The sequence below is a fragment of the Aliamphritea hakodatensis genome, assembly GCF_024347195.1.
Taxonomy (GTDB): Bacteria; Pseudomonadota; Gammaproteobacteria; order Pseudomonadales; family Balneatricaceae; genus Amphritea; species Amphritea hakodatensis.
In genome coordinates this window covers 4,001,769-4,024,688 of the sequence record NZ_AP025281.1, presented here as the reverse complement: position 1 = coordinate 4,024,688, position 22,920 = coordinate 4,001,769, and the positions used below count along the sequence as shown (strand labels likewise).

Here is a 22,920-nt window from a genome sequence, read left to right as displayed (position 1 = left end):
CAGGTGCTGAACGGCCGGTTATAAGAGGACGTCCCTTCCCTGAATAACCGGAGCCGAGCCAGTACTGAAAGTTAAAAAAAGCCCGTTCAACCTTGTTGAACGGGCTTTTTTATGAGGAATTTTCCGGTGCACAATACAGGATGAAAAGCGGCGATTTCACTATATTCACCCTGTACTGAAAAAAAACGTAAAAACTCGTCTTACAGGTTTGATTTAGCACCGGAATTCCATTAAAGTACGCGCCACTCTGAAGTGCTGAACAGCACGGAGGAAATGCGGTGAGGTGTCCGAGTGGCCGAAGGAGCACGCCTGGAAAGTGTGTATACGGAAACGTATCGAGGGTTCGAATCCCTCCCTCACCGCCATCTAATTTAAACAATCTAGCCCTGACTAACCCTCAGGGCTTTTTTGTATCTAAAGAGTTCATGGAGGGTGAGATCCCTCGTGGGTTCGACCCGAGCGAAGCGAGAGCATGTTGCGCTCTTTGCAACACCCGTAGGGTGAGCCGCGAAGCGGTGAATGAATCCCTCCCTCACCGCCATCTAATTTAAACAATCTAGCCCTGACTAACCCTCAGAGCTTTTTTATATCTGAAATATATACAGGGAGGGTGAACCGAGCGTAGCGAGATAACATCGTAGCCTGCGACGATGGCCCGCAGGGTGAGCGTAGCGAATAGATCCCTCGAGGGTTCGAGCCGAGCGAAGCGAGACCACATCGGAGCCTGCGACGATAGCCCGAAGGGCGCAGCGTAGCTGCGTAATCCCTCCCTCACCTTAATTCCATCGGTACATCCTTTGTTGCAGCCATCTTAGCAGCCGGTTCCGGTTACATTGTTCTGATGGCTTCGTAGCTGAGTGAGGCCTCCTGAATCGTCCTTAACACCGGTATTCTGTACCTAACTTAATGGGGCTTCTGAGCGGACCGGAGAACCTCCCTCTGCCGCCAAAAACCAGGCTGCAAAATCTTATGGTCTAAGCTTATTTATATGAGCCACAGGGAAGGGCATTCATATCCAGGCAGGTGCATACACAATCGTGAATGGGAGTAATTACCATGAAACGACTATGTATATTACTGATTACATTAGGTTTATGTTTGCCGGCGCAGTTGGCGGCGGAAGATTGGTTTTATGCCAAGCGGGTTGACGATTTTACCGATCAGGAAACACATATTGCCATGGTGCGTTCAGTTAAGGAGCGCAGTCTGGCGCTGGCCAGATGCTTACAGGAAGAAGAGTTTGATCTGATTTTTTCTGTGGGTAAGTTTATTGGTATGGGTAACCGTTACCCGGTGCGCTACCGGATCGATAAGCAGGATTCGGTAGAAAGTGACTGGATTGTTTCCACCCGGGGAGATTCAGTGTTCGCCAGTGATTTTGATAAAACTCATCTGGCCCGGCAAATGTTGCTGGGTAAAGAATTGCTGGTGGAGATCACGGATGCCCGGGGTAGCTTATATACAGCACATTTACCCCTGAAGGGGGCGGGTAATACGCTGGGGCGGGTAATGGATGCCTGTTCTGTCGACAGGGAAGGGCTGAAAATCGAAGGGATTGATGTGGCTGTGCAGAAGTATATTTCCATGCTGGGTCCTAAGAATGTTGTTTGCCATAAGCAGATGCTCGGCGTACTGGGTTATGAGCTGACAGATATGTCGCCGCTTAAGTCCACGGACTTTTTCCAGCAAACCCAGCAGTTCATGGATGACAAGCTGGCCGAGTGTGCAGTGATGGACTCCCGTCTTAAACAGGCAATGTATGGTTGTAAGCGCAAGGAGTGGTTGCTGGATAATATTTATCCAGAGGCCAGCGAGAAGAACGAAGCACTGGGATACTCCTGTGGGCTAACCAGATTGCAGTATTAACGGTTTGATGAGGGGGAGCACTCTGCAGGAGGTGTAAGTAAAATTTCACCGGCATGTTTAACTTATAAACGTCAGCCATAGGTTGTTGTATACGGGGCTGAAACTGTTTGAGTGAATGGAAATGTCTTTCAGGTATTACCCCAAAATGAATCCTCTCAGCGGTACAGATACAGATACCTGCTGTAAGGGAAAAGCACTGTGTTTTCTGTTGTTTAGTCCCTTGTAAGTATGTACTCACACCGTTGGTTATTCCCGTGAAATGAAGCCTTTTGGAATGATGCAAACATAAAAAATGTGTTTCAAAGTTTATAGATTTCGTCAGATTCGACTAAGTTAAATAGACCGCTCTACTGTTAAGTAGCGCTTCTGTGACGTTTGAAACAGGGGGGAATATGCGTGCAGCGACAGGTATTGATCACTTGCTGGAATGCCTTTTGGTTCTGAGTTCCTTTCATGGGAACAGCCTTAACCGTGATACCCTTGTTGCAGGCCTGCCTCTTGAAAAACAACACCTTACTCCCTCTTTATTTGCCCGTGCGGCGGCCCGTGCGGGATTCGTCAGTAAAATTCTTACCAAGCCGTTGGAAGCGCTTAAAAGCCGTGCTTTACCTGCAGTCTTGTTGCTTGAGGGTGATGAAGCCTGTGTGCTGATGTCCTGGAGTCGCAATAAGCAGTCTGCACAGGTCATTTATCCGGAGTTTCCTGAAAGCGTGATGGAGGTTCCGGCGGAAAAGCTTGATAAGCGTTATTCTGGTGCGGTTATTTATGCTCGTCCTAAGCTTGCCTTTGATGCCCGGACGCCGGAGGTCAGCAGCCGTAAACCTTCTCACTGGTTTTGGGGAGCAATGCGGGAAAACCTCAGCCTGTACCGCGATGTATTACTGGCGGCACTGTTTATTAATATTTTTGCACTGGCATTGCCGTTATTCACAATGAATGTGTATGACCGGGTGGTGCCTAACCATGCCTTTGAGACCCTGTGGGTACTCGCACTGGGGATGGGAATTGTCCTGATCGCAGACCTTCTGCTGCGTACGATGCGAGGTTATTTTCTGGACCTTGCAGGAAAGCGGGTGGATATCCTTTTGTCTGTGCGGATTATGCAACAGGTGCTGGGGTTAAGAATGGAGTGCCGTCCGCTGTCCGTCGGAGCATTCGCTGCTAATCTGCGCTCTTTTGAAACCGTGCGGGATTTTATTACTTCCGCATCACTGACCGCTTTGATTGATCTGCCCTTTACCCTTATTTTTATTCTGGTGCTTGGCTGGATTTCACCACTGATGATGCTGCCTCCCCTGATCGGTGTGTTCCTGATTCTTTGCTACGCCATGACAACCCAGGGAAAAATGAAAACCCTCACCGAGAGCCTGTATCAGGCCAGTTCTATGCGTAATTCGGTGCTGATCGAAAGCCTTATCGGCTTGGATACGCTGAAAATTCTGACCGCTGAGGGCATGATGCAACGGCGCTGGGAAAAAGCGGCTGCTTATCTGGACCGTGTCGGGGTTCAGTTACGCTTACTGGCAACCAGCAATCTGAACTTTGCTATGTGGATACAGCAACTTGTCAGTGTCAGCGTGATTGTGATCGGTGTATATCTGATTTCCAAAGGTGAATTAAGTCTCGGGGGACTTATTGCCACCATGATGCTTGCCAACCGGGCCATGGCACCGCTCGGTCAGGCGGCATCCCTTTTAACCCAGTACCATAATGCCAGGGCAGCGCTGACAACCCTCAATGCAATTATGGAGCAGCCGGTGGAGCGGCCGGCAGAACAGAATTTTTTCAGCCGCGGTAACCTGAGGGGGGATATTGAGTTCCGTAAGGTAGGCTTTGCGTATCCGGGAGCTGATGTTCAGGCCCTCAGGGATGTGTCTTTTCGCATCAGGGCGGGTGAGCATGTGGCTATACTTGGCCGGGTAGGCTCAGGAAAAACTACTTTACAGCGCCTGATTGTGAGTTTGTATCAGGCAAGCGAAGGGGCCATTCTGGTGGACGGAATTGATGTCCGCCAGCTGGATCCGGCAGAACTGAGGCATCAGGTGGGTTTTGTGCCTCAGGATGCCACACTGTTTTACGGCACGCTCAGGGATAATCTGACGTTAGCGGACCCGATGGCCAGTGAGGAGGCTGTTGAACGGGCTGTTAAAGTGGCTGAACTGCATGACTTTATCAATACGCACCCTCAGGGATATGACATGAACGTCGGCGAGAGGGGGGAGTTTTTGTCCGGTGGGCAGAGAAAAGCCGTTGCTTTGGCCCGCTCTATTATTCATGAGCCACCATTACTGCTTCTGGATGAAGTTACCGGCTCCATGGATCATGCATCCGAAGCGGCTATTCTTAAGAACCTGCGCAGTTACGCCGTGGGCAAGACAATGCTGGTGATTACACATCACACAGCATTACTTGAACTGGTGGACCGGATTATTGTGCTCGACAGCGGTAAAGTGGTTGCTGACGGTCCCAGAGATCAGGTGGTGGAAGCGTTGCGTAAAGGGCGTATCGGGAGGGCAGTATGAATGGCTCAGCCCCGTTACCGCCAACAGAGCCCAAAGCTAACCCGTCACCGGGGCGCCGGCTTATGGACCGTGCTTTTGAACACTGGATTCCGGTAGATGAGCCAGATAATCTCAACTGGCTGGAAGATGCCGACCGGGCGATGCTGGAACAGGACCCGGTAAAAACCCGTAAATTACTTTATGTGATCATCCTGGTCGTCATCAGTCTTATTACCTGGTCTGCCTACGCGCAGATTGATGAGGTCACCCGTGGTGAAGCGCGGGTGATTCCTTCCCGGCAGGTACAGATCATTCAGTCACAGGACGGCGGTGTGGTGACTGAGCTGGCAGTGGCGGAGGGCGATATTGTCGAGCCGGGGCAGCTGCTGGTGAAACTGGATGCAACCCGGTCAGTTGCTTCCTTCCGGGAAAACCGTGCTGAGCTTATCGCTTTACAGGTAAAAGCTGAAAGGCTTCGTTCAGTGGCAGAAGAAGAACCTTTTTATCCAACCAGTGATATGGCGGACTCTGTACCGGAGGTTGTGGAACAGGAAATGGCGCTGTTCAGTTCCAGCATGGAGGCCCTTGAAGCGTCCAGAAGCATTGCCCGGCAGCAGCTGGATCAGCGTCATCAGGAACTGGTTGAAGCCCGGGCTCAAAAATCCCAGCTGGACCGCAGTTACAATTTCGCCGCCCATGAGCTGGAAGTCAGTGCGCCTCTTTTATCTTCCGGAGCGGTGTCAGAAATTGAGGTACTGAGATTACGGCGGGAAGTATCCCGGCTAACCGGTGAAAGAGCGCAGGTGTCTGCAAAGATACAGCGTATTCTGGCCACGATTGCTGAGGCAGAAAACCGTATCAGCGAAGTATCGCTGGAATTTAAAAATGACATTCGTGAAGAATTATCCCGTACGACATCACGGATCAATACCCTGACCGAAAGCAGCCGTGGCCTGCTGGACAGGGTTGAGCAGACAGCGGTTGTCTCGCCGGTCAAAGGTACAGTTAAACAATTGTTTTTTAATACTATTGGCGGAGTGATTTTACCTGGACGTGATATTGCTGAAATTGTACCTGCCGATGATGCCCTGTTACTGGAAGCGAAAATTAATCCCCGGGATATTGCATTTTTACGGCCGGGTCAGGAGGCATTAGTGAAATTTACCGCCTATGATTTCATAGTTTATGGCGGTTTAAAGGCCACCGTTGAACATATCAGTGCAGATACCGTGGTGGATGAAAACGGCGTGCCGTTTTACATCGTCAGAGTCAGAACACTGGAATCGGAGATGGGGGAAGGAAAACCGATAATTCCGGGAATGGTGGCTGAAGTGGACATTCTGACTGGTAAAAAGAGCATTCTGCATTACATGCTCAAGCCGGTGTTCAGGGCCAGACAGTATGCGTTAACGGAGCGATGAACGATGCATGTGTTCGTCAGTAAAAAAAAACTCTCGCCGGTTCGCTGGCATGAAGCCTTTCCTGATGCCCTGACGGTGAGAACCCCTCTGGAGGCACGAAGGATGCAGCAAGGCAGTGGCCTTATATGGCTGGACTTTACCTCTCTGAAACCCGCAGAAAAGACCCTTTGGCTGCAAAACAGCGCCCAGTGCCGTTCGCCGGTGGTTGTACTCTCTAACCTTCCCAATGACGATGAAGCGATGATGGTTTTCCGTTCCGGGGGCTGCGGTTATTGCCATGTGCTTGCGGTGGCTGAGCTGCTCAAAGAAATTGCGCTGGTGGTAGAGCATGGCGGTTACTGGGTGGGGGCTGAGTTTATCGGTAAAGTCCTGAAGGTCAGCGCCCGTTATATGACGGGTGAACGTTGTGACGGGGCTGTATTTTTTGATGAGCTGACAGTTCGGGAGCAGATGGTGGCGCGGCTGATTGCCAAAGGCGCATCCAACAAAGAGATTGCCGGTTCGCTGGCGGTGACAGAGCGAACCGTTAAAGCCCATGTGGCTGCAATATTTGCCAAATCCGGTGCCCGCGACCGGGTTCACCTTGTGCTCTTACTTAATGAGCATGAAATTTTTGCAGTTTAAAAACCTCCATACTGTACCTCAGGTACAGGTCTGAACTGAGACTCACCTTCTAACCTTATACATCCTGGGAATTTTTATAACGGTTAAAGGGGAGAGGTATCATGGCTTCAAATACTCCCATCGCAACAGTATCTGCAGTGTCCGGAGAGGCATTTGTCCGCAACAGTGAAGGCGAGCTGAGACTACTTCAGGTCGGAGACGTTCTGACCGACGGTGATGTTCTGGTACCTTCAGAGGGTGCGTTTGTACAACTGGCAATGACAGATGGCACATACATGTCTTTTGATCAGCCGGTCGAAGTGGCAATTACTGAAAACATGGTCAGTGTTGATGACGAAAATGTTGCGGCAAACGAGTCGGTCAGCGACGAATCTGTCGCTGCTGTACTGGCCGCCATTGAAGCGGGTCAGGATCCGACGGATGTCTTGCCTGCGCCTGCCGCCGGTGGTGCCGGTCCGAACGGTGGCGAAGGTCATGATTTTGTCGTGCTTACCCGGATAGTAGAAACCACCACGCCTTCTGTCTTTAATGGCCAGACGTTTGCTGCCGGTGACACACCGTTTATTTCGCCTGATTTACTGCCGGTAGATGAGGCGCAGCCGCCGGTTGCTGTGGATGATGCAGTCAGCCTGGATGAAGACAGCTCGGTTGTTATTAATATTCTGGGCAATGACTCAGATCCGGACGGCGACCTGGACCCAGGCAGTGTTGTTATCATCAGCCAGCCTGCTAACGGTGTCATCAGTGTTGATCCTGTCAGCGGTGCAGTAACATATACGCCGGACGAGAACTATAACGGCCCTGATTCATTTGAATATACAGTATCCGATGAGGCCGGCAATACCTCTGATCCGGCAACGGTGAGTATTACGGTAAATCCGGTTAACGATGCACCGGTTGCGACTGACAACGAATACAGTGTTGATGAGGGTGGTCAGGTATCGGGCAATATAATCGGGGATGATACCGGTGACGGTATCGACAGTGACATCGACAATGATCCGTTGATGATTGCTACTATTAATGGTCAGCCGGTGATCTTTGATCAGCAGGATCAGGCTCAGATTGCTGTGGGTGACGGGATCCTGACGATCAGTAAAGATGGCAGTTATAGCTATCAGCATAACGGAGAGGAGCCGGAGGAAGTCAGCTTCACCTATACAGTGACCGATGGTGTTCTTGAGTCTAACTCAGCCACAGTAACCCTGAACGTCCAACAGGTGAACGATGCGCCGGTGGCCACGGATAACGACTACAACGTCAACGAAGGCGGCCAGGTCGGCGGTAACATCATCACCAATAACACCGGTGACGGCGTAGACTCTGACCCTGAAAACGACCCGCTGACCATTATGGATGTGAACGGCCAGCCGGTGGTGTTCAATCAGCAAGGCGAAGCGCAGATCACCATTGGTGACGGCACCCTGACCCTGAACGAAAACGGCACCTTCACTTATGTGCATGACGGCTCTGAGCCGGCACCGACCAGCTTCACCTATATGGTGAGTGACGGCAATCTTGAATCTAACACCGCGACCGTGAGCTTAAACGTGAAGCAGGTGAACGATGCGCCGGTGGCCACGGATAACGACTACAACGTCAACGAAGGCGGCCAGATCGGCGGTAACATCATCACCAATAACACCGGTGACGGCGTAGACTCCGACCCTGAAAACGATCCGCTGACCATTATGGATGTGAACGGCCAGCCGGTGGTGTTCAATCAGCAAGGCGAAGCGCAGATCACCATTGGTGACGGCACCCTGACCCTCAATGAAAACGGCACCTTCACTTATGTGCATGACGGCTCTGAGCCGGCACCGACCAGCTTCACCTATACGGTGAGTGACGGCAATCTTGAATCTAACACCGCGACCGTGAGCTTAAACGTGAAGCAGGTGAACGATGCGCCGGTGGCCACGGATAACGACTACAACGTCAACGAAGGGGGCCAGATCGGCGGTAACATCATCACCAATAACACCGGTGACGGCGTTGACTCCGACCCAGAAAACGACCCGCTGACCATTATGGATGTGAACGGCCAGCCGGTGGTGTTCAATCAGCAAGGCGAAGCGCAGATCACCATTGGTGACGGCACCCTGACCCTGAACGAAAACGGCACCTTCACTTATGTGCATGACGGCTCCGAGCCGGCACCCACCAGCTTCACCTATACGGTGAGTGACGGCAATCTTGAATCTAACACTGCGACCGTGAGCTTAAACGTGAAGCAGGTGAACGATGCGCCGGTGGCCACGGATAACGACTACAACGTCAACGAAGGCGGCCAGATCGGCGGTAACATCATCACCAATAACACCGGTGACGGCGTTGACTCCGACCCTGAAAATGACCCGCTGACCATTATGGATGTCAACGGCCAGCCGGTGGTGTTCAATCAGCAAGGCGAAACGCAGATCACCATTGGTGACGGCACCCTGACCCTGAACGAAAACGGCACCTTCACTTATGTGCATGACGGCTCCGAGCCGGCACCGACCAGCTTCACCTATACGGTGAGTGACGGCAATCTTGAATCTAACACCGCGACCGTGAGCTTAAACGTGAAGCAGGTGAACGATGCGCCGGTGGCCACGGATAACGACTACAACGTCAACGAAGGCGGCCAGATCGGCGGTAACATCATCACCAATAACACCGGTGACGGCGTAGACTCCGACCCTGAAAACGATCCGCTGACCATTATGGATGTGAACGGCCAGCCGGTGGTGTTCAATCAGCAAGGCGAAGCGCAGATCACCATTGGTGACGGCACCCTGACCCTCAATGAAAACGGCACCTTCACTTATGTGCATGACGGCTCTGAGCCGGCACCGACCAGCTTCACCTATACGGTGAGTGACGGCAATCTTGAATCTAACACCGCGACCGTGAGCTTAAACGTGAAGCAGGTGAACGATGCGCCGGTGGCCACGGATAACGACTACAACGTCAACGAAGGCGGCCAGATCGGCGGTAACATCATCACCAATAACACCGGTGACGGCGTAGACTCCGACCCTGAAAACGATCCGCTGACCATTATGGATGTGAACGGCCAGCCGGTGGTGTTCAATCAGCAAGGCGAAGCGCAGATCACCATTGGTGACGGCACCCTGACCCTGAACGAAAACGGCACCTTCACTTATGTGCATGACGGCTCCGAGCCGGCACCCACCAGCTTCACCTATACGGTGAGTGACGGCAATCTTGAATCTAACACTGCGACCGTGAGCTTAAACGTGAAGCAGGTGAACGATGCGCCGGTGGCCACGGATAACGACTACAACGTCAACGAAGGCGGTCAGATCGGCGGTAACATCATCACCAATAACACCGGTGACGGCGTAGACTCCGACCCAGAAAACGACCCGCTGACCATTATGGATGTGAACGGCCAGCCGGTGGTGTTCAATCAGCAAGGCGAAGCGCAGATCACCATTGGTGACGGCACCCTGACTCTCAATGAAAACGGCACCTTCACTTATGTGCATGACGGCTCCGAGCCTGCACCGACCAGCTTCACCTATACGGTGAGTGACGGCAATCTTGAATCTAACACTGCGACCGTGAGCTTAAACGTGAAGCAGGTGAACGATGCGCCGGTGGCCACGGATAACGACTACAACGTCAACGAAGGCGGCCAGATCGGCGGTAACATCATCACCAATAACACCGGTGACGGCGTAGACTCCGACCCTGAAAACGATCCGCTGACCATTATGGATGTGAACGGCCAGCCGGTGGTGTTCAATCAGCAAGGCGAAGCGCAGATCACCATTGGTGACGGCACCCTGACTCTCAATGAAAACGGCACCTTCACTTATGTGCATGACGGCTCCGAGCCGGCACCCACCAGCTTCACCTATACGGTGAGTGACGGCAGTCTGGAATCAAATACGGCGACCGTAACCTTTGATGTACAACCGGTTGATGAACCGGTAACACTGGATATGACCGGCAGTGCAGGAACGGTGTATGACGTAGGCCTGCTGTCTGATACGGATAACAGTGAAACCACGAATGGCAGTTTTAAGGTGAATGCGCCGGATGGCCTGGCCTCAGTGACCATCGCCGGGAATATCCTGTTGGTGGCCGATCTGATGGCGGCCACCGATCTTATGCCGTTAACCGTGTTCAGCGATGCCAGTGAGGAAATGGTAATTACCGGATATGATGCCAATACCGGCACCATCAGTTACAGCTATAGCCTGATCACGGCTGTGACCCATGCAATTTTCAGCGATCAGACGATGACCTCTTTTGAAGTCATAGCGGAGGATTCAGACGGTTCAGTATCTGATCCGGGCTTTATCGTTATCACGCAAAATGATGATGTGCCGGAGATCATTTCTGTGGCCGACGGTATGGGGGCCAACGGTACGCTGACCATTGTCGGAACGCTGAGTGTTGACCCCTCGGCAGATACACCGCAAAGTTTCAGCTGGGGCGAATTTAACCCCAGTCAGACACTGTATGCGAACGATGAACCGCTAAGTTACAGTCAGGATAATCAGACACAGACCATTACCGGGATGCTGGCTGATGACACTGTCGTCTTCACGCTGACGGTTAATGAAGACATGAACACTTATACCTACACGCAGTATTTCCCTATCCAGACTGAAGCAACTGATGTACTGATTGGTATGGGGCTGTCAGGCGGTAACAGTGACAACTTCCGCCTGTCATCATCCGGGCTGGATGCTGATCCTATTCAGACAATCTTTTATGGTTATGAGTTTGATGATGACACCAATGAATACACGCTCAGTACAGTGAATACCAGTGCTAACAGCATGGGGGTTGGGGATGGTCAGGATGTGGACGCAGACAGTGGGCAGGAAGATCACCTGTTTATGAGTTTCGATCAGAACGTGACAGAAATGAGCCTGGGCATTGATACCAATGGCAATTCGGTAGCGACATTGCGCTATACCGTCTATACCGTGATGCCTGCAGAGCTGGCGCTACTCGGGCAGAATGGGTTTACCTATGATGATCTGCCTGATGGAGAAACCGGCATTATACAGGTGACAGATGGCGATACAGTCACTATAACGGCTGCCGGTTTGGGGCTGGATGAATTCACCTTTATTGTTTTCTCATCCGATGAGGGGCAGTACAAAATTATTCCTGATGAACTGACCGTAAATTACCTGTCAGAAAATCAGGACTTCACCCTGACTGCACCGTTTAACGTCGTCGATAACGACTTTGATTTAGCCAATGATTCAATCGTTATAGACGTCAGCGGTACCCTGGACACCCTGACCGGTACCGGCGCACAGGATGCACTGGGAGGTAATGAAGAGGCTAATACGCTCATCGGCGGCGCCGGAGATGATGTCTTAACCGGCGGATTAGGCAGCGACACCTTTGTGTGGAACCTGAACGATGGTGGCAGCCCGGGGGATCCGGCAGCAGACATCATCACTGACTTTGATACAGCCTTGCCGGGCAATGAAGGAGATGTACTTGATCTCAGTGATCTGCTCGTTGATGAACAGAACAATGACCTGACGGACTATCTGTATTTTGACCTGAATAATGATGGCGATACTGTAATTCATATCAGTACCGTAGCAGGCTTTGACGGTGGTTTTGATAACGGTGTGGTTGAACAGACAATCGAGCTGTCCGGGGTGGATCTTGTCACCGCTTTCACCGATCTCAACGGTACCGACCAGGCTGCACTGATTCAGGATCTGGTAAACAATGGTAAGCTGATAACAGATTAATAAGCATTGCAGGTATCAGGATGATCTATGTAAAGCGTGATGAACGGCAACGTATTGCCGCTGTTAGCCGGGAACCTCTGGCAGGTTTTGTCCTTTTGGATGATCAGGACTGTGAGGATATTTTCAGCCTGACGGCCGCCGTAGAAGATGATCAGCTGACCCGGATGGATAAAGCGTTAATCCGGGTCATTGAGGATCTGGTGATGTTACTGGTGGAGCAGAATCAGATCCGTTTTACAGATTTACCCGAACCTGTTCAGGACAAAATACTGATGCGCCAACAGGTGCGGAAATCCCTTAAATCACAGCTGGAAATCCTGCCGGAAACTGAGGATGAACAACTCATTTTATGATTAATAATGTATAAAAATTAGCTGCTAATATTTCTTTTTGGTATTAGCAGCGTCTTTAATTCTATTTATCTGATAAGTCGGGGGACTTATTTTCTGGGTTGTAATGCTTGGGAGGAATGCTTTTTATTTTTTTGTTGATGAAAAAAACTAAACATTTAAAAATACATGAATTATTTTGCAAGAATAATTCACTTGATATTTTTTAAAGTAAACCTTCCGCCTGCATACGTGCTTTTACATCTCCCCAACGGCGAATTCTTTTTTCAGGTGCATCAAGTCTGTTCTGGCCTGCGACCCAGAATCCTTCATTATTAAAACTAAAAATTGTTTTTAAATCAGAGCGTTCTGTACTGGGGCGAATATCAGAAATCAGATTATCCAGAACCAGAGGTGCTGAATCTTCAGGGAAATAGGTAACGACCATATGCGTCTGGCTGATTTGTCTGCCGGGAAAATTCCGGGTGGCATTCACATACGTGAGCTGTAACTGTTCTTCCGGAATGCCCAGTAAAATCAACGAAAAGTATTTGGCAATCGAGAAATCTTCGCAGTCACCCCGGGCCTTGGCCAGGGTTTCCAGCGGTGTAGCCCAGTAATCCTGTTGTTGCCATATCTGGCTGTCAGACTCAAAGCGCACCCGTTTATTGAAGAAGTTATTAATTTTGAAAAGCTTCTCTTCGGTGCTGAGGTCTGAACTGTTTTCCAGTAATGACTGCCAGTTAGTGACTGTTTCTGATGCAGTTTTTCCATATTTCTGCTCGGCCACAGATTGCAGCTTTTTAATGTCTACCTGAGCGGCAACATATTCAGGAACAGAAATACTCATAATAAAAAATAGCAGGCCGGAAAGCCGTTTTTTTAATGCCATTGTTGATTCATTGCCCGTGTAAGTTAATTAAAAATCAGATGTTTTTGGCTTAGTAACTGAAACTGCAGGTGTTTTATGCAAAATCTGTGCAAGCCGGGGCATGAATCCATTGCAGCCGGAACAGGTTAGCGGCGGATTATAAAAAAAATTAAGGAAGAAACTACGCGAAAAAATTTTTACTTACTTGCATCCACCGACTACTTTTAGACAAAGGTGAAAATTATTAATGATGGATGAGAAGAATAAGCCTGATGAGTTTCAGGGGTCGGGCGGTTTGATATTAAGCCTGTCTGCAGTGGCTGGTTGTATTTAGCAAAATACGATTTGCGTGTGGCGGGTTTCGGGGAGTATCAGATCTGGCTGGAATGCTGCACAGCATAACGTTGGGCAGCGTCAGGAAGTTTTCAGATTCCTTAACAAAAAGAAGCATCAATAGACAAACGGATTTGATTTGGTGACAGAGGGAGATGGAAGATGGCATATCGCTACTTGCTTGCCGCAATGATACTTGCGGCATCTCCGGCTTTGGCCGCGCCTGTCGGATCACTGGACGAAGCAATATCACGCTCCGTTGTGCAAAATCCGGATGTACTGGCTAGCTGGTATACCTTTGAAGCGGCTGCAGAAGAACAGCGCGCCGGAGAAGGCGGATATTACCCCAGGGTTGATCTGAACGGCCAGATCGGACACGAATGGCTGGACAGAAGTAATCAGCCCGAAATTGATTATGACCCCTGGAATGTAAGATTAACGCTCACTCAAATGTTGTTTGACGGTTTTGCGACCCGTAATGACGTGGCCCGGCTGGATCATTTACGAAAAGTCCGTTTCTATGAGTTTCGCAGCACATCGGAAGACGTAGCGCTGGAAACTGTTCGCGCCTATCTGGATACCATGCGTTTTCAGCAACTGGTAGCGCTGGCGAAAGACAACTATGTTCAGCACCGCAGTATCTTTGCTGATATTGAAGAACGCCATGAGGCGGGGATCGCCCGCCGTGTTGACCTCGAACAGGCCACTGCGCGTCTGGCGCTGGCAGAAGCCAACTTACTGACTGAAGCGACAAACTTACATGATGTTACCGCCCGTTTTCAGCGGGTAGTGGGGGAGCTGCCCGCTGCACAGCTGGATGTCCCTCAACTGCCTGAACTGCTGATACCTGATACCCGTGGGGATACTCTGGAACGGGCCTATGTGCTCAGTCCAAGACTCAATGCGGCGATTGAAAATGTTCTCGCTTCCCATGCAGCCCGAAAGGCACGTGATGCGGCGATGATGCCACGGCTGGATCTGCGGCTGCGGGGCGAGGTTGAAGATTATACCGATGGCATTGATGAACGCCGGGAAGAACAGGCCATTGAGCTGCTGATGAGTTACAACCTGTATAACGGCGGCTCAGATGCCGCCCGGCAGCGCCAGTTTGATAAGCTGGTAGATGTCGCCTATCAGCTGAGAGAGAAAGCATGCCGGGATGTGCGTCAGGATACTGTTATTGCTTATAACGACATAGGCAGTCTGCGACAGCAGGAACGGTATATCGCCCGTAACCAGGCAGCAGTCGCTGATGCCCGCGTAGCCTACCGTGAACAGTTTGATATCGGTCAGCGTACTCTGCTGGACTTACTGGATACCGAAAATGAGTATTTTGAAGTGCGACGTACCTACGTGAATACCGTGCACAACCTCAAGCTTGCTCAGGCGCGCACGTTGGCTGTGACAGGGCAATTACTGTCTGCCTATGATATGGCCGGTGTAGAGGGTGCTAAAGCGGCTCAGGATGCCATTGAACCCCGTAATGATCTTGAGGGCCGTTGCCCGCCGGAGCTGCCGGAACAGACCACCTTCGATAAAGAAGCCATTATGGCAGGTTTACTGACAGACAGCCGGTTCAGGGAAATTGATGGCAATAAACTGGCTTTCCGGATGGATGCTAAGTTTGCCTTCGATTCCGCTGTGCTGGTTAACAGCTACGATAAAGATATCAGTGATGCTGCCAGTTTCCTCAAAGAGAACCCTGAAGTGGTCGGTGTGATCGCGGGGCATACGGATTATATCGGTACCGAACAGTACAATATGGGATTGTCGCAGCGGCGTGCTCAGGCGGTTTATGATCGGCTGGTGAACGTCCACGGCATCGACCCTTCGCGGTTGGAAGTTGTGGGTTACGGAGAGTCGCAACCGATGGCGGATAACAAGACATCCGAAGGACGCCGTCTGAACCGGCGGGTGGATATGGTGATTGATAAGTCAGATAAATTTCAGCTGTAAGTCAGCTGACGCCCACTGCAGTGGCCGAACTGCAGACTGAAAACCCGGCCGGATGGCCGGGTTTTTTTAGTGTCTGACTGTCACCCCGGACAGCTGCTGAAAATCCTCATAGCCTGGCGTTAAACATCGTCTGATATGTAAAGTGTAATGGCTGGCAATATCGTGACTGAGTTTCAACGGTAACCGGCAGTCAGACGGGCGAACCAGCTGCAATAACTTTTTCAGTAAGGTGGCTGCTGTCAGCAGTTTCAGGAAGTAACGGTCACTGATTAATATGACATGTGCGCTGGCTGTTGAGCCTGGCAGTAAAGGCACCGGAGTGCCCTGCAGAAATGCTTCCAGGCTCTGGCTGTAGCGCAACAGAACATTAAGCTTATGGTGTAGCAGTTCCAGTGCTCTGGTTAGCCCGGCGGGTGATGTATTGCGTGCCGGGCTGGAGAAGGAAATCTGACACAGCTGTTCAAGACAAGCACTGTCGGTGTGCAGATGACACCAGTCATCAGAATCACCGCGGATGACCTGATAGCTGTCTGGCCGGTTAACAGAATAACCGGGATGTGTAATGTTCATATGGCGTCCCTGCCTGAATAACTAAATAAGCTTCACAGTCAGTTTAGCCGGCTTTTGTCTGGCGTGTATTGAGTGCTTCTTCAATCAGGATAGCAGCCATTTTGGATTCGGAACGGTCCTCCTGATGACGCAACTGTTGCAGCCGGCGATAAACAGCCGGTGCCAGTAAGGTTTGAATACGGATATTTTTTTCGGTGGTTTTGCCTGTGTCCATGGCTATAATTACTCCCTGAAAGTAAGAGTGAGTAACGGTTAGTTACTGGTATAATATTGCACTCATTGGAGTGCTAGTCAACTTAAAAGCATTCATATGGATATAATCGGGGCACGACTTAGGGAAGAGCGACGCCGTCTTAAAATGAGCCAGGCAGTGTTTGCCGGCTTTGGCGGTGTGGCCAGAAATGCACAGTCAAACTACGAAAAAGGCAGCCGTTTACCGGATGCCGGATACCTTGCCGCGGTTGCCGTGGAAGGCGCGGACGTCCAGTACATTCTGACAGGTAAACGCATGAATACCGTGGCAGAGCAGGCGTTAAGTCAGGATGAAAGTTTCCTGCTGGATACCTACCGCAATTTAAGTGAACGTCAGAAGGAAGCTGTCTGTCGGGTCAGTGAGGTTATGTCCGGGCCGTCTGAAACCGCTTCTGCCGGCGCTGATACCGACTGACTTATAAGGCTTTACCAACGTGCACATATCTTCAGATGTGTGCCGGGGATTCTCTGTATCTGAAATTTGTGTTTTCAGGTGTTCAGATGCAAATAATTCATGATGGTTAAATTATCCTCAGTTTTTGATTTTTCCCATTGCTTCTCAGTCGGTTATAGCGCTGAATAGCTGTGCTGCCGGTTTTCCTTAACTCTTCCTTAATATGGGATAAACCGGCAATATAAAATCTATTTGTATATATTATATATAATATGTAAAGTGCATAAAATCACCCGGATTAAACTATGAAAGTAAGCTTTCAAACCAAGCGTCAGTTAGCAACCGAAGAGTTGCGGCACGCAATACGGATCGGCCGTTATGAGCCCGGACAGGCGCTAAGGCAGAACGACGTTGCGGCGGATTTAGGACTGAGCAGTACGCCGGTAAGAGAAGCATTCAGTGAGCTGACAGCCGCCGGACTGGTGAATTATGAGCAACACCGCGGGGCGCGGGTTGCCACGATGGATGTGGCGCGGATTAAGCAAATTTACACCGCCCGTAAGATCATCGAAACACAGACTTCAAAGCTGGCCTTTGAAAATATTACAGAAGCAGAAATCGATGAATTGCACCTGCTGGCTGAACGCATGGCTGTTTATGCCAAAGCCGGGCGGTTTGAAGAACTGGTTAAAGTTGATGAAGCCTTTCATCTGCTGATTTTTGCCGCCAGCCGTAATGAATATCTGGTGGCTGCTGTACGTAACTTATGGAACAGCTTTCCCCGCTATTTTATGTGGAATATCGGGGAGCGGATTGATGAAGCCGTAGCGGAACACCGGCGGATGATCGAACTGTTATATGCGCGTGACGAAGCAGGGTTTCTGGCGACCGTCAGTGAACATCTGGATCACTCGCTGGAAACTATTCTCAGCAGGATTGGTGAGGATGGTGTTTTAGACTTCTGACCGCGGGGCAGATCCTGTTGTCAGATACTTACTCTTCAGGAGATTAAGCAATGACCCAGGAACTGCGCGCTGCAGCCAAGGAATATCTGGTCCGTTACGGCGGTGACAGCTTCGAAAACATTTTCACCCATGCGTCCGGCTGTACCGTACGTGATGATTCCGGCCGTGAAATTCTGGATTTTACCTCCGGACAGATGTGCGCCACCATTGGCCATAATCATCCGGCGATCATTGAAGCCGTTCGCCAGTGTGGCGAACGTGCTTACCATATGTTCAGCGGTATGATCCCGGATGTGGTTGCTGAACTGGGACAGACGCTGGCTGAAGACTGGCTGCCCGGCGACCTGAAAAAATCCCTGTTTATTAATACCGGTTCTGAAAGTAACGAAGCCGCTTTGCGCATGGCTAAGTTATATACCGGTGGCTTTGAAGTTATCGCGATCGGCGGCTCCTGGCATGGGGTAACCGGTGCCGCGTCGAGTGTTTCCTATGCCAGTGACCGGCGTGGCTACGGGCCGACCATTCCTGGCGTGTTTGCCATTCCAGAGCCCTACAGTTACCGGCCGCATATTCCCGGCGCCACGGATGATGAATCTGCCATGGCTGCGCTGGAACTGGGCTTTAAAATGTTTGATATGCACAGTGCTGGTGCGCCGGCGGCGATCATCGTTGAGCCGATTATCAGTGCCGGTGGCGTGATCGTGCCGCCACAGTGCTACATGGAAGGTTTGCGCAAAGCCGCTGACGAACGTGGCATGTTGCTGATCTTTGATGAAGCCCAGACTGCCTTTGGCCGTATCGGTGAGAAATTCGGTGCCAGTCATTTCGGTATTACCCCGGATATCATGAGTGTCTCGAAGAGCCTGGGGGGCGGTTTGCCGTTTGCGGCAACCATTACCACTGAAGCGATTGAACAAACAGTTCATGAGCGTGGTTTCACCTATTACACCAGCCATGTGTCTGACCCTTTGCCGGCAGCTGCCGGTCTGGCAGTGCTGCGTACCATTGTTGAAGATAATCTGGTCGAGCGGGCGCATACGGTGGGTAACTACCTGCGCGGCCGTTTACAGGGGCTGATGGATAAGTACGAGGAGATCGGTGATATCCGTGGTCTGGGTTTGCTGCTGGGAGTTGAGCTGGTGAAAGACCGGCAAACCAAAGAGGCTTACCATGAGCTGGGAGAGATCACCACGAAACGCTGCTTTGAGCTGGGGCTGAGTATGAATATCCGCCGCAGGAAAGAGCGGGGTTCTGTATGGCGAATCGCACCGCCGCTGACGGTGACTGAAGCAGAAATCGACCGGGCGATTGAAATTCTGGATCAGGCCCTGAAGGAAAGCCTCGATAAAATTGCCGCCAAAGCGTAAGCCGTAATGGCTGTCGTGTCTTCTGTAAAGCGTGTCTGTTCAGACGCGCTTTTTTAGTGCCCCGTATTTCGGTTAAGCAAGATCCCGCTTTTTCCCTTTTCTTGCTGATTTTCTGTCCGTTCGTCCAATTGATATGTCTTTGCGTCCAAATTAAAGAATTTTCAAGAACTTCGCCGTTTTTTAGTGCACTTAACCAGTACCCCTTTGAGTTATTTAACCGCTGCCGGCGGTGGAGGGACGTGCTGACAGGTTTGTTACCCCTGACTAAACCCGCAGAGCGAACCGCCATGTGCCGGTTTTTTTTTCAGACACGGGAGCTTTCCTATGGGATTACAAAAACAATTATTACCGCTTGCAGTGACGGCCAGTATAGCGCTGCTGAGTGCCGGTGCGCAGGCCAGTGCCGAAACAGATGCCCTGCGGGCACAGATTCAGGCGCTGACTGAACGGCTGGATCAGTTAGAACAACAGGCGACGGTGGCAACACAGAAGGCTGAGGCCGCAGAAGCCAAAGCGGAAGCGGCATCCGGAAAGGGCATTCTGTCCGGGAATGAAAACGTGCGGGTGACCGTTTCCGGCCATGTAAACCGTGGGTTGCTGTACGCCGATGATGGCCGGGAGAGTGAAACCTATAACGTGGATAATGACTCATCCTCAACCCGTTTGCGGGTCATTGGTGAGGCAGATGTCTCGGATGATCTGACCGTGGGTTCAGCCATTGAAGCGGAGTTTGTTTCTAACTCAAGCTTTGCGGTGAATCAGAATAATGAGACGACGGATATCAGCAACGGTAATGGTATTAACCAGCGTCGGCTGGAAGTGTATTTCGACAGCAAGCGTTACGGTAAATTATGGCTGGGGCAGGGCTCAAGTGCCTCTGACGGTACCTCTGAAGTAGACCTGTCCGGTACCGATCTGGTGGGCTATTCCAGTACCGCTGATATTGCCGGTGCGATCCTGTTCCGCAACAGCGACGGCACCCTCAGTACTACCGAGGTAGGCAATGCGTTTTCTAACTTCGATGGTCAGGGGCGGGGCGACCGGATTCGCTACGACACACCGACATTCGGTAACTTTACGGTGTCCGCCAGTGTGATTGATGGCGAAACCTGGGATACCGCGGTCCGCTATGCCGGTGAGTTGGACGGTGCAAAGCTGGCCGCTGCCGTTGCGTATTCCGAGCCGGATTCTACCACCGTGGACAGCCAGGTGAACGGGTCAGTTTCATTGTTGCTGGATAACGGCCTGAACTTTACCCTGGCGGCCGGTGAGCGGGATGTGAAGGCGGGTGATAATCCTGCGTTTTACTACGGTAAAGTGGGTTATCAGATGCAACTGTTCTCTCACGGTCTAACCGCCGTGTCAGTGGATTACAGCCAGAACGATGACCTTGCCGCCCAGGGGGATGAAGGTGAGAACTATGGTCTGCAACTGGTACAGAATTTTGATAAGTGGTCTACCGAAGGCTATCTGGGATACCGCAATTATCAGTTAGACCGTGCCGCAGGCAATGTCGATGACATAGACGCCATCATTCTGGGCGCCCGGGTGAAATTTTAATCATTCACGGATGACTGTCTGACTGAATGCAGAGCACCAAAAGCCTGGCTGTGGCTGTTCGGCAGCCGGGCTTTATATACCGGAGAAGATATTATGTGGTTAAGGTTAACAGCCGTTGTAGGGCTGAGTGTGTTGCTGACGGCCTGCTCAGCTAAACCCTTTACCTATCATGCCAATACCGAATCGCCGGCGGGGCCGGGGCTGTTTACCGGTGAGGCGGGAGAATTACGCAGTGGTAAAGCCAAACAGGATGAGCCGTGAAAGACCTGGCCGGAATACAGGGGAATTTAACCGACAGATACAAAAACACCCGCATGAGCGGGTGTTTTTATGGGTATTTCTGAATGCTTACTTGCTGGCTTCGTAAGCTTTCTGAGCTTCGATGATGGCAGCTTTAGCCGCATCAGCGTTGTCCCAGCCTTCAACTTTAACCCACTTACCTTCTTCCAGACCTTTGTAGTTCTCGAAGAAGTGCTTGATACGGTCACGTTGCAACTGTGGCAGGTCTTCGATGTCCTGAACATCTTTGTAAGCCTTGCTCAGTTTATCGTGCGGTACTGCAACCAGCTTAGCGTCTTCGCCAGCTTCGTCAGTCATGTTCAGTACGCCAACAGGACGGCAGCGGATCACCGAACCCGGAACCACCGGATAAGGGGTAATAACCAGTACGTCCAGTGCATCACCGTCGTCAGCCAGGGTGTTGTTGATGTAGCCGTAGTTCGCCGGGTAGAACATAGGAGCAGCCATGAAACGGTCAACGAAAATCGCATCAGAATCTTTGTCGATTTCGTATTTAACCGGTGAGCTTTCAGCCGGAATTTCGATGATTACGTTGATGTCATTTGGCAGGTCGTTACCAGCAGGGACTTTTTCAAAGCTCATTGTTAGCCTTCCTTAATATTTAGAAAACACTGCCGGTTAAAATGTCTGGCAGAGTGTTCGGGTTAAATCGTCTGGCCCGGATTATACACATATCCGGTTCCGGAGTTGTATTCGACTTATGACCGGCTGTTGGCTGAGAGTCATGTTCTTCAGGCAACAGCCGTGGGCCGGGCGCTTACTTTTCGCCGTGATAACCCATCATCGTGGTGACTTCCTGTTTGGAGCCCAGTGCCACCGCAACGCGCTGGTGGATCTTATCCGGTTCAACATCCAGGATATCTTTGTAACAGGTGGTGCTGCGTCCGCCGGCCTGTTCAATCAGCCAGCTCATCGGGTTGCCTTCATACATCAGGCGCAGTTTGCCCGGTTTCTCCGGCGTACGTTTGTCCCACGGGTACATAAAGATACCGCCGCGGGTCAGTACCCGGTGAACTTCAGCAACCATGGATGCTACCCAGCGCATGTTGTAACGCTTGCCCAGCGGGCCTTCTTCACCCTGCAGCAGATCAGCAACATAGTTCTGCATAGCCGGTTCCCAGAAACGCTGGTTAGACATGTTGATGGCGAATTCCTGAGTCTGTTCCGGAATCTGAACATTTTCACGGGTCAGGATGAAGTCACCGGTGTGGCTCAGGGTGAACATGTTCACACCGTTGCCGGTTGTCAGGGTCAGTACTGCGCAGGTGCCGTACAGTACGTAACCGGAAGCAACCTGCTTTCGGCCTGCCTGCAGAAAAGCTGCTTCATCACCGCCGTTCATACCTTCCGGGCATTCCAGAATGGAGAAGATAGTACCCACAGAAACGTTGATATCAATATTGGATGAACCATCCAGCGGGTCGAAGGTGACCAGATATTTACCGTCCGGGTTGCCGGCAACCGGCTCCTCTTCTTCTTCAGAAGCAACACCCGCGACCAGAGGGTTATCCAGTAGCACTGCTTTGAGGATATCGTTGGAAATGATATCAAGTTTTTTCTGCGTCTCGCCCTGAACATTAACTTCTTCAGAGGTACCCAGAATACCCGCCAGTGCGCCTTCACGCAGCTGAATGGCGATCTCTTTACAGGCAACCATCAGGGTGTCGGTAAGTTCGACCAGGTCATCGGGTGTGTTTTGGTGTTTCAGAAACTGACTAAGCAGTAGCATGGGTGCTTAAACCTTCGGGTTTGGATTGGTATGAGTTGAGAACAGTGTGTAATCGCAGCGCCAGGCGGTAAGGTTATTAACCGGTTAAAAAACGGTACTTCCTTTGCCGTGCCCCATGGCGTCCCGCAACGTTCTCGG

At 51.1% G+C, this 22,920-nt stretch carries 17 protein-coding genes, 1 tRNA gene and 1 other RNA gene; 14 read left to right on the top strand and 5 right to left on the bottom strand.

Features of this window, described 5'->3' with window-relative positions; genetic code table 11:
• Positions 1 to 277: 277 nt before the first annotated feature.
• The 8 genes from PCI15_RS18425 to PCI15_RS18390 all read left to right on the top strand — a co-directional run bounded on the left by PCI15_RS18425 (position 278) and on the right by PCI15_RS18390 (position 12,509).
• Positions 278 to 365 (top strand) — tRNA-Ser (locus tag PCI15_RS18425).
• 47 nt (positions 366 to 412) lie between these two features.
• A non-coding RNA gene (locus PCI15_RS18420) (RtT sRNA) lies at positions 413 to 541 on the top strand.
• 515 nt (positions 542 to 1,056) lie between these two features.
• Positions 1,057 to 1,866, top strand: coding sequence for a hypothetical protein (locus PCI15_RS18415; protein WP_271271383.1), 810 nt, complete (start codon positions 1,057 to 1,059; stop codon positions 1,864 to 1,866).
• Between the two features lie 392 nt (positions 1,867 to 2,258).
• Positions 2,259 to 4,388, top strand: coding sequence for a type I secretion system permease/ATPase (locus tag PCI15_RS18410; protein ID WP_271271382.1), 2,130 nt, complete (start codon positions 2,259 to 2,261; stop codon positions 4,386 to 4,388).
• Positions 4,385 to 5,788, top strand: a complete 1,404-nt coding sequence (locus PCI15_RS18405) for an HlyD family type I secretion periplasmic adaptor subunit (RefSeq protein ID WP_271271381.1) — start codon at positions 4,385 to 4,387, stop codon at positions 5,786 to 5,788. Before PCI15_RS18410 ends, PCI15_RS18405 begins: the two co-directional genes overlap by 4 nt.
• Positions 5,789 to 5,791: 3 nt before the next feature.
• Positions 5,792 to 6,412, top strand: a complete 621-nt coding sequence (locus PCI15_RS18400; RefSeq protein ID WP_271271380.1) for a response regulator transcription factor — start codon at positions 5,792 to 5,794, stop codon at positions 6,410 to 6,412.
• 101 nt (positions 6,413 to 6,513) lie between these two features.
• Positions 6,514 to 12,156, top strand: coding sequence for a retention module-containing protein (locus tag PCI15_RS18395; RefSeq protein WP_271271379.1), 5,643 nt, complete (start codon positions 6,514 to 6,516; stop codon positions 12,154 to 12,156).
• A 20-nt stretch (positions 12,157 to 12,176) separates the two neighbouring features.
• Positions 12,177 to 12,509 (top strand): hypothetical protein, encoded by a 333-nt coding sequence (locus PCI15_RS18390; RefSeq protein ID WP_271271378.1) that lies wholly within the window; start codon positions 12,177 to 12,179, stop codon positions 12,507 to 12,509.
• Positions 12,510 to 12,711: 202 nt separating this feature from the next.
• Here PCI15_RS18390 and PCI15_RS18385 read toward each other — a convergent pair whose 3' ends face one another.
• On the bottom strand, positions 12,712 to 13,377 hold the full coding sequence (locus PCI15_RS18385) for a transglutaminase-like cysteine peptidase (protein WP_271271377.1): 666 nt from the start codon (positions 13,375 to 13,377) through the stop codon (positions 12,712 to 12,714).
• A gap of 474 nt (positions 13,378 to 13,851) precedes the next feature.
• On the opposite strand from PCI15_RS18385, the gene PCI15_RS18380 reads away from it, so the two are divergent.
• Positions 13,852 to 15,645: a TolC family outer membrane protein gene (locus PCI15_RS18380; RefSeq protein ID WP_271271376.1), complete on the top strand. Its 1,794-nt coding sequence runs from the start codon at positions 13,852 to 13,854 to the stop codon at positions 15,643 to 15,645.
• A 66-nt stretch (positions 15,646 to 15,711) separates the two neighbouring features.
• Here PCI15_RS18380 and PCI15_RS18375 read toward each other — a convergent pair whose 3' ends face one another.
• Both PCI15_RS18375 and PCI15_RS18370 read right to left on the bottom strand, forming a co-directional pair.
• Positions 15,712 to 16,215 carry a hypothetical protein gene (locus PCI15_RS18375; protein WP_271271375.1) on the bottom strand — a complete coding sequence of 168 codons (504 nt, stop codon included), beginning with the start codon at positions 16,213 to 16,215 and terminating at the stop codon, positions 15,712 to 15,714.
• A gap of 43 nt (positions 16,216 to 16,258) precedes the next feature.
• Positions 16,259 to 16,429 carry a ribbon-helix-helix domain-containing protein gene (locus PCI15_RS18370; RefSeq protein WP_271271374.1) on the bottom strand — a complete coding sequence of 57 codons (171 nt, stop codon included), beginning with the start codon at positions 16,427 to 16,429 and terminating at the stop codon, positions 16,259 to 16,261.
• Positions 16,430 to 16,525: 96 nt separating this feature from the next.
• Here PCI15_RS18370 and PCI15_RS18365 point away from each other — a divergent pair, with 96 nt between their 5' ends.
• The 5 genes from PCI15_RS18365 to PCI15_RS18345 all read left to right on the top strand — a co-directional run bounded on the left by PCI15_RS18365 (position 16,526) and on the right by PCI15_RS18345 (position 21,014).
• Positions 16,526 to 16,882, top strand: coding sequence for a hypothetical protein (locus PCI15_RS18365; protein WP_271271373.1), 357 nt, complete (start codon positions 16,526 to 16,528; stop codon positions 16,880 to 16,882).
• Positions 16,883 to 17,166: 284 nt separating this feature from the next.
• Entirely contained in the window at positions 17,167 to 17,826 is a 660-nt protein-coding gene (locus PCI15_RS18360; protein WP_271271372.1) for a GntR family transcriptional regulator, read from the top strand.
• A gap of 50 nt (positions 17,827 to 17,876) precedes the next feature.
• The gene (locus tag PCI15_RS18355) at positions 17,877 to 19,193 is read left to right on the top strand and encodes an aspartate aminotransferase family protein (RefSeq protein WP_271271371.1); all 1,317 of its coding nucleotides are present in this window, start codon (positions 17,877 to 17,879) and stop codon (positions 19,191 to 19,193) included.
• 324 nt (positions 19,194 to 19,517) lie between these two features.
• Entirely contained in the window at positions 19,518 to 20,753 is a 1,236-nt protein-coding gene (locus PCI15_RS18350; RefSeq protein WP_271271370.1) for a porin, read from the top strand.
• 93 nt (positions 20,754 to 20,846) lie between these two features.
• The gene (locus tag PCI15_RS18345; protein WP_271271369.1) at positions 20,847 to 21,014 is read left to right on the top strand and encodes a hypothetical protein; all 168 of its coding nucleotides are present in this window, start codon (positions 20,847 to 20,849) and stop codon (positions 21,012 to 21,014) included.
• An 87-nt stretch (positions 21,015 to 21,101) separates the two neighbouring features.
• Here the strand turns inward: PCI15_RS18345 and ppa are convergent, their stop codons facing one another.
• Together ppa and PCI15_RS18335 are read right to left on the bottom strand one after the other, a co-directional pair.
• The gene (gene ppa / locus PCI15_RS18340; protein WP_271271368.1) at positions 21,102 to 21,635 is read right to left on the bottom strand and encodes an inorganic diphosphatase; all 534 of its coding nucleotides are present in this window, start codon (positions 21,633 to 21,635) and stop codon (positions 21,102 to 21,104) included.
• A 175-nt stretch (positions 21,636 to 21,810) separates the two neighbouring features.
• Complete coding sequence (locus tag PCI15_RS18335) at positions 21,811 to 22,782, bottom strand: class 1 fructose-bisphosphatase (RefSeq protein WP_271271367.1); 972 nt, start codon at positions 22,780 to 22,782, stop codon at positions 21,811 to 21,813.
• Between the last annotated feature and the right edge of the window lie 138 nt (positions 22,783 to 22,920).

Bases quoted from the DNA above. Each gene is read 5' to 3' on its own strand.
- PCI15_RS18415 (WP_271271383.1), top strand. From the start codon at position 1,057: ATGAAACGACTATGTATATTACTGATTACATTAGGTTTATGTTTGCCG.
- PCI15_RS18410 (WP_271271382.1), top strand. From the start codon at position 2,259: ATGCGTGCAGCGACAGGTATTGATCACTTGCTGGAATGCCTTTTGGTT.
- PCI15_RS18405 (WP_271271381.1), top strand. From the start codon at position 4,385: ATGAATGGCTCAGCCCCGTTACCGCCAACAGAGCCCAAAGCTAACCCG.
- PCI15_RS18400 (WP_271271380.1), top strand. From the start codon at position 5,792: ATGCATGTGTTCGTCAGTAAAAAAAAACTCTCGCCGGTTCGCTGGCAT.
- PCI15_RS18395 (WP_271271379.1), top strand. From the start codon at position 6,514: ATGGCTTCAAATACTCCCATCGCAACAGTATCTGCAGTGTCCGGAGAG.
- PCI15_RS18390 (WP_271271378.1), top strand. From the start codon at position 12,177: ATGATCTATGTAAAGCGTGATGAACGGCAACGTATTGCCGCTGTTAGC.
- PCI15_RS18385 (WP_271271377.1), bottom strand. From the start codon at position 13,377: ATGGCATTAAAAAAACGGCTTTCCGGCCTGCTATTTTTTATTATGAGT.
- PCI15_RS18380 (WP_271271376.1), top strand. From the start codon at position 13,852: ATGGCATATCGCTACTTGCTTGCCGCAATGATACTTGCGGCATCTCCG.
- PCI15_RS18375 (WP_271271375.1), bottom strand. From the start codon at position 16,215: ATGAACATTACACATCCCGGTTATTCTGTTAACCGGCCAGACAGCTAT.
- PCI15_RS18370 (WP_271271374.1), bottom strand. From the start codon at position 16,429: ATGGACACAGGCAAAACCACCGAAAAAAATATCCGTATTCAAACCTTA.
- PCI15_RS18365 (WP_271271373.1), top strand. From the start codon at position 16,526: ATGGATATAATCGGGGCACGACTTAGGGAAGAGCGACGCCGTCTTAAA.
- PCI15_RS18360 (WP_271271372.1), top strand. From the start codon at position 17,167: ATGAAAGTAAGCTTTCAAACCAAGCGTCAGTTAGCAACCGAAGAGTTG.
- PCI15_RS18355 (WP_271271371.1), top strand. From the start codon at position 17,877: ATGACCCAGGAACTGCGCGCTGCAGCCAAGGAATATCTGGTCCGTTAC.
- PCI15_RS18350 (WP_271271370.1), top strand. From the start codon at position 19,518: ATGGGATTACAAAAACAATTATTACCGCTTGCAGTGACGGCCAGTATA.
- PCI15_RS18345 (WP_271271369.1), top strand. From the start codon at position 20,847: ATGTGGTTAAGGTTAACAGCCGTTGTAGGGCTGAGTGTGTTGCTGACG.
- ppa (WP_271271368.1), bottom strand. From the start codon at position 21,635: ATGAGCTTTGAAAAAGTCCCTGCTGGTAACGACCTGCCAAATGACATC.
- PCI15_RS18335 (WP_271271367.1), bottom strand. From the start codon at position 22,782: ATGCTACTGCTTAGTCAGTTTCTGAAACACCAAAACACACCCGATGAC.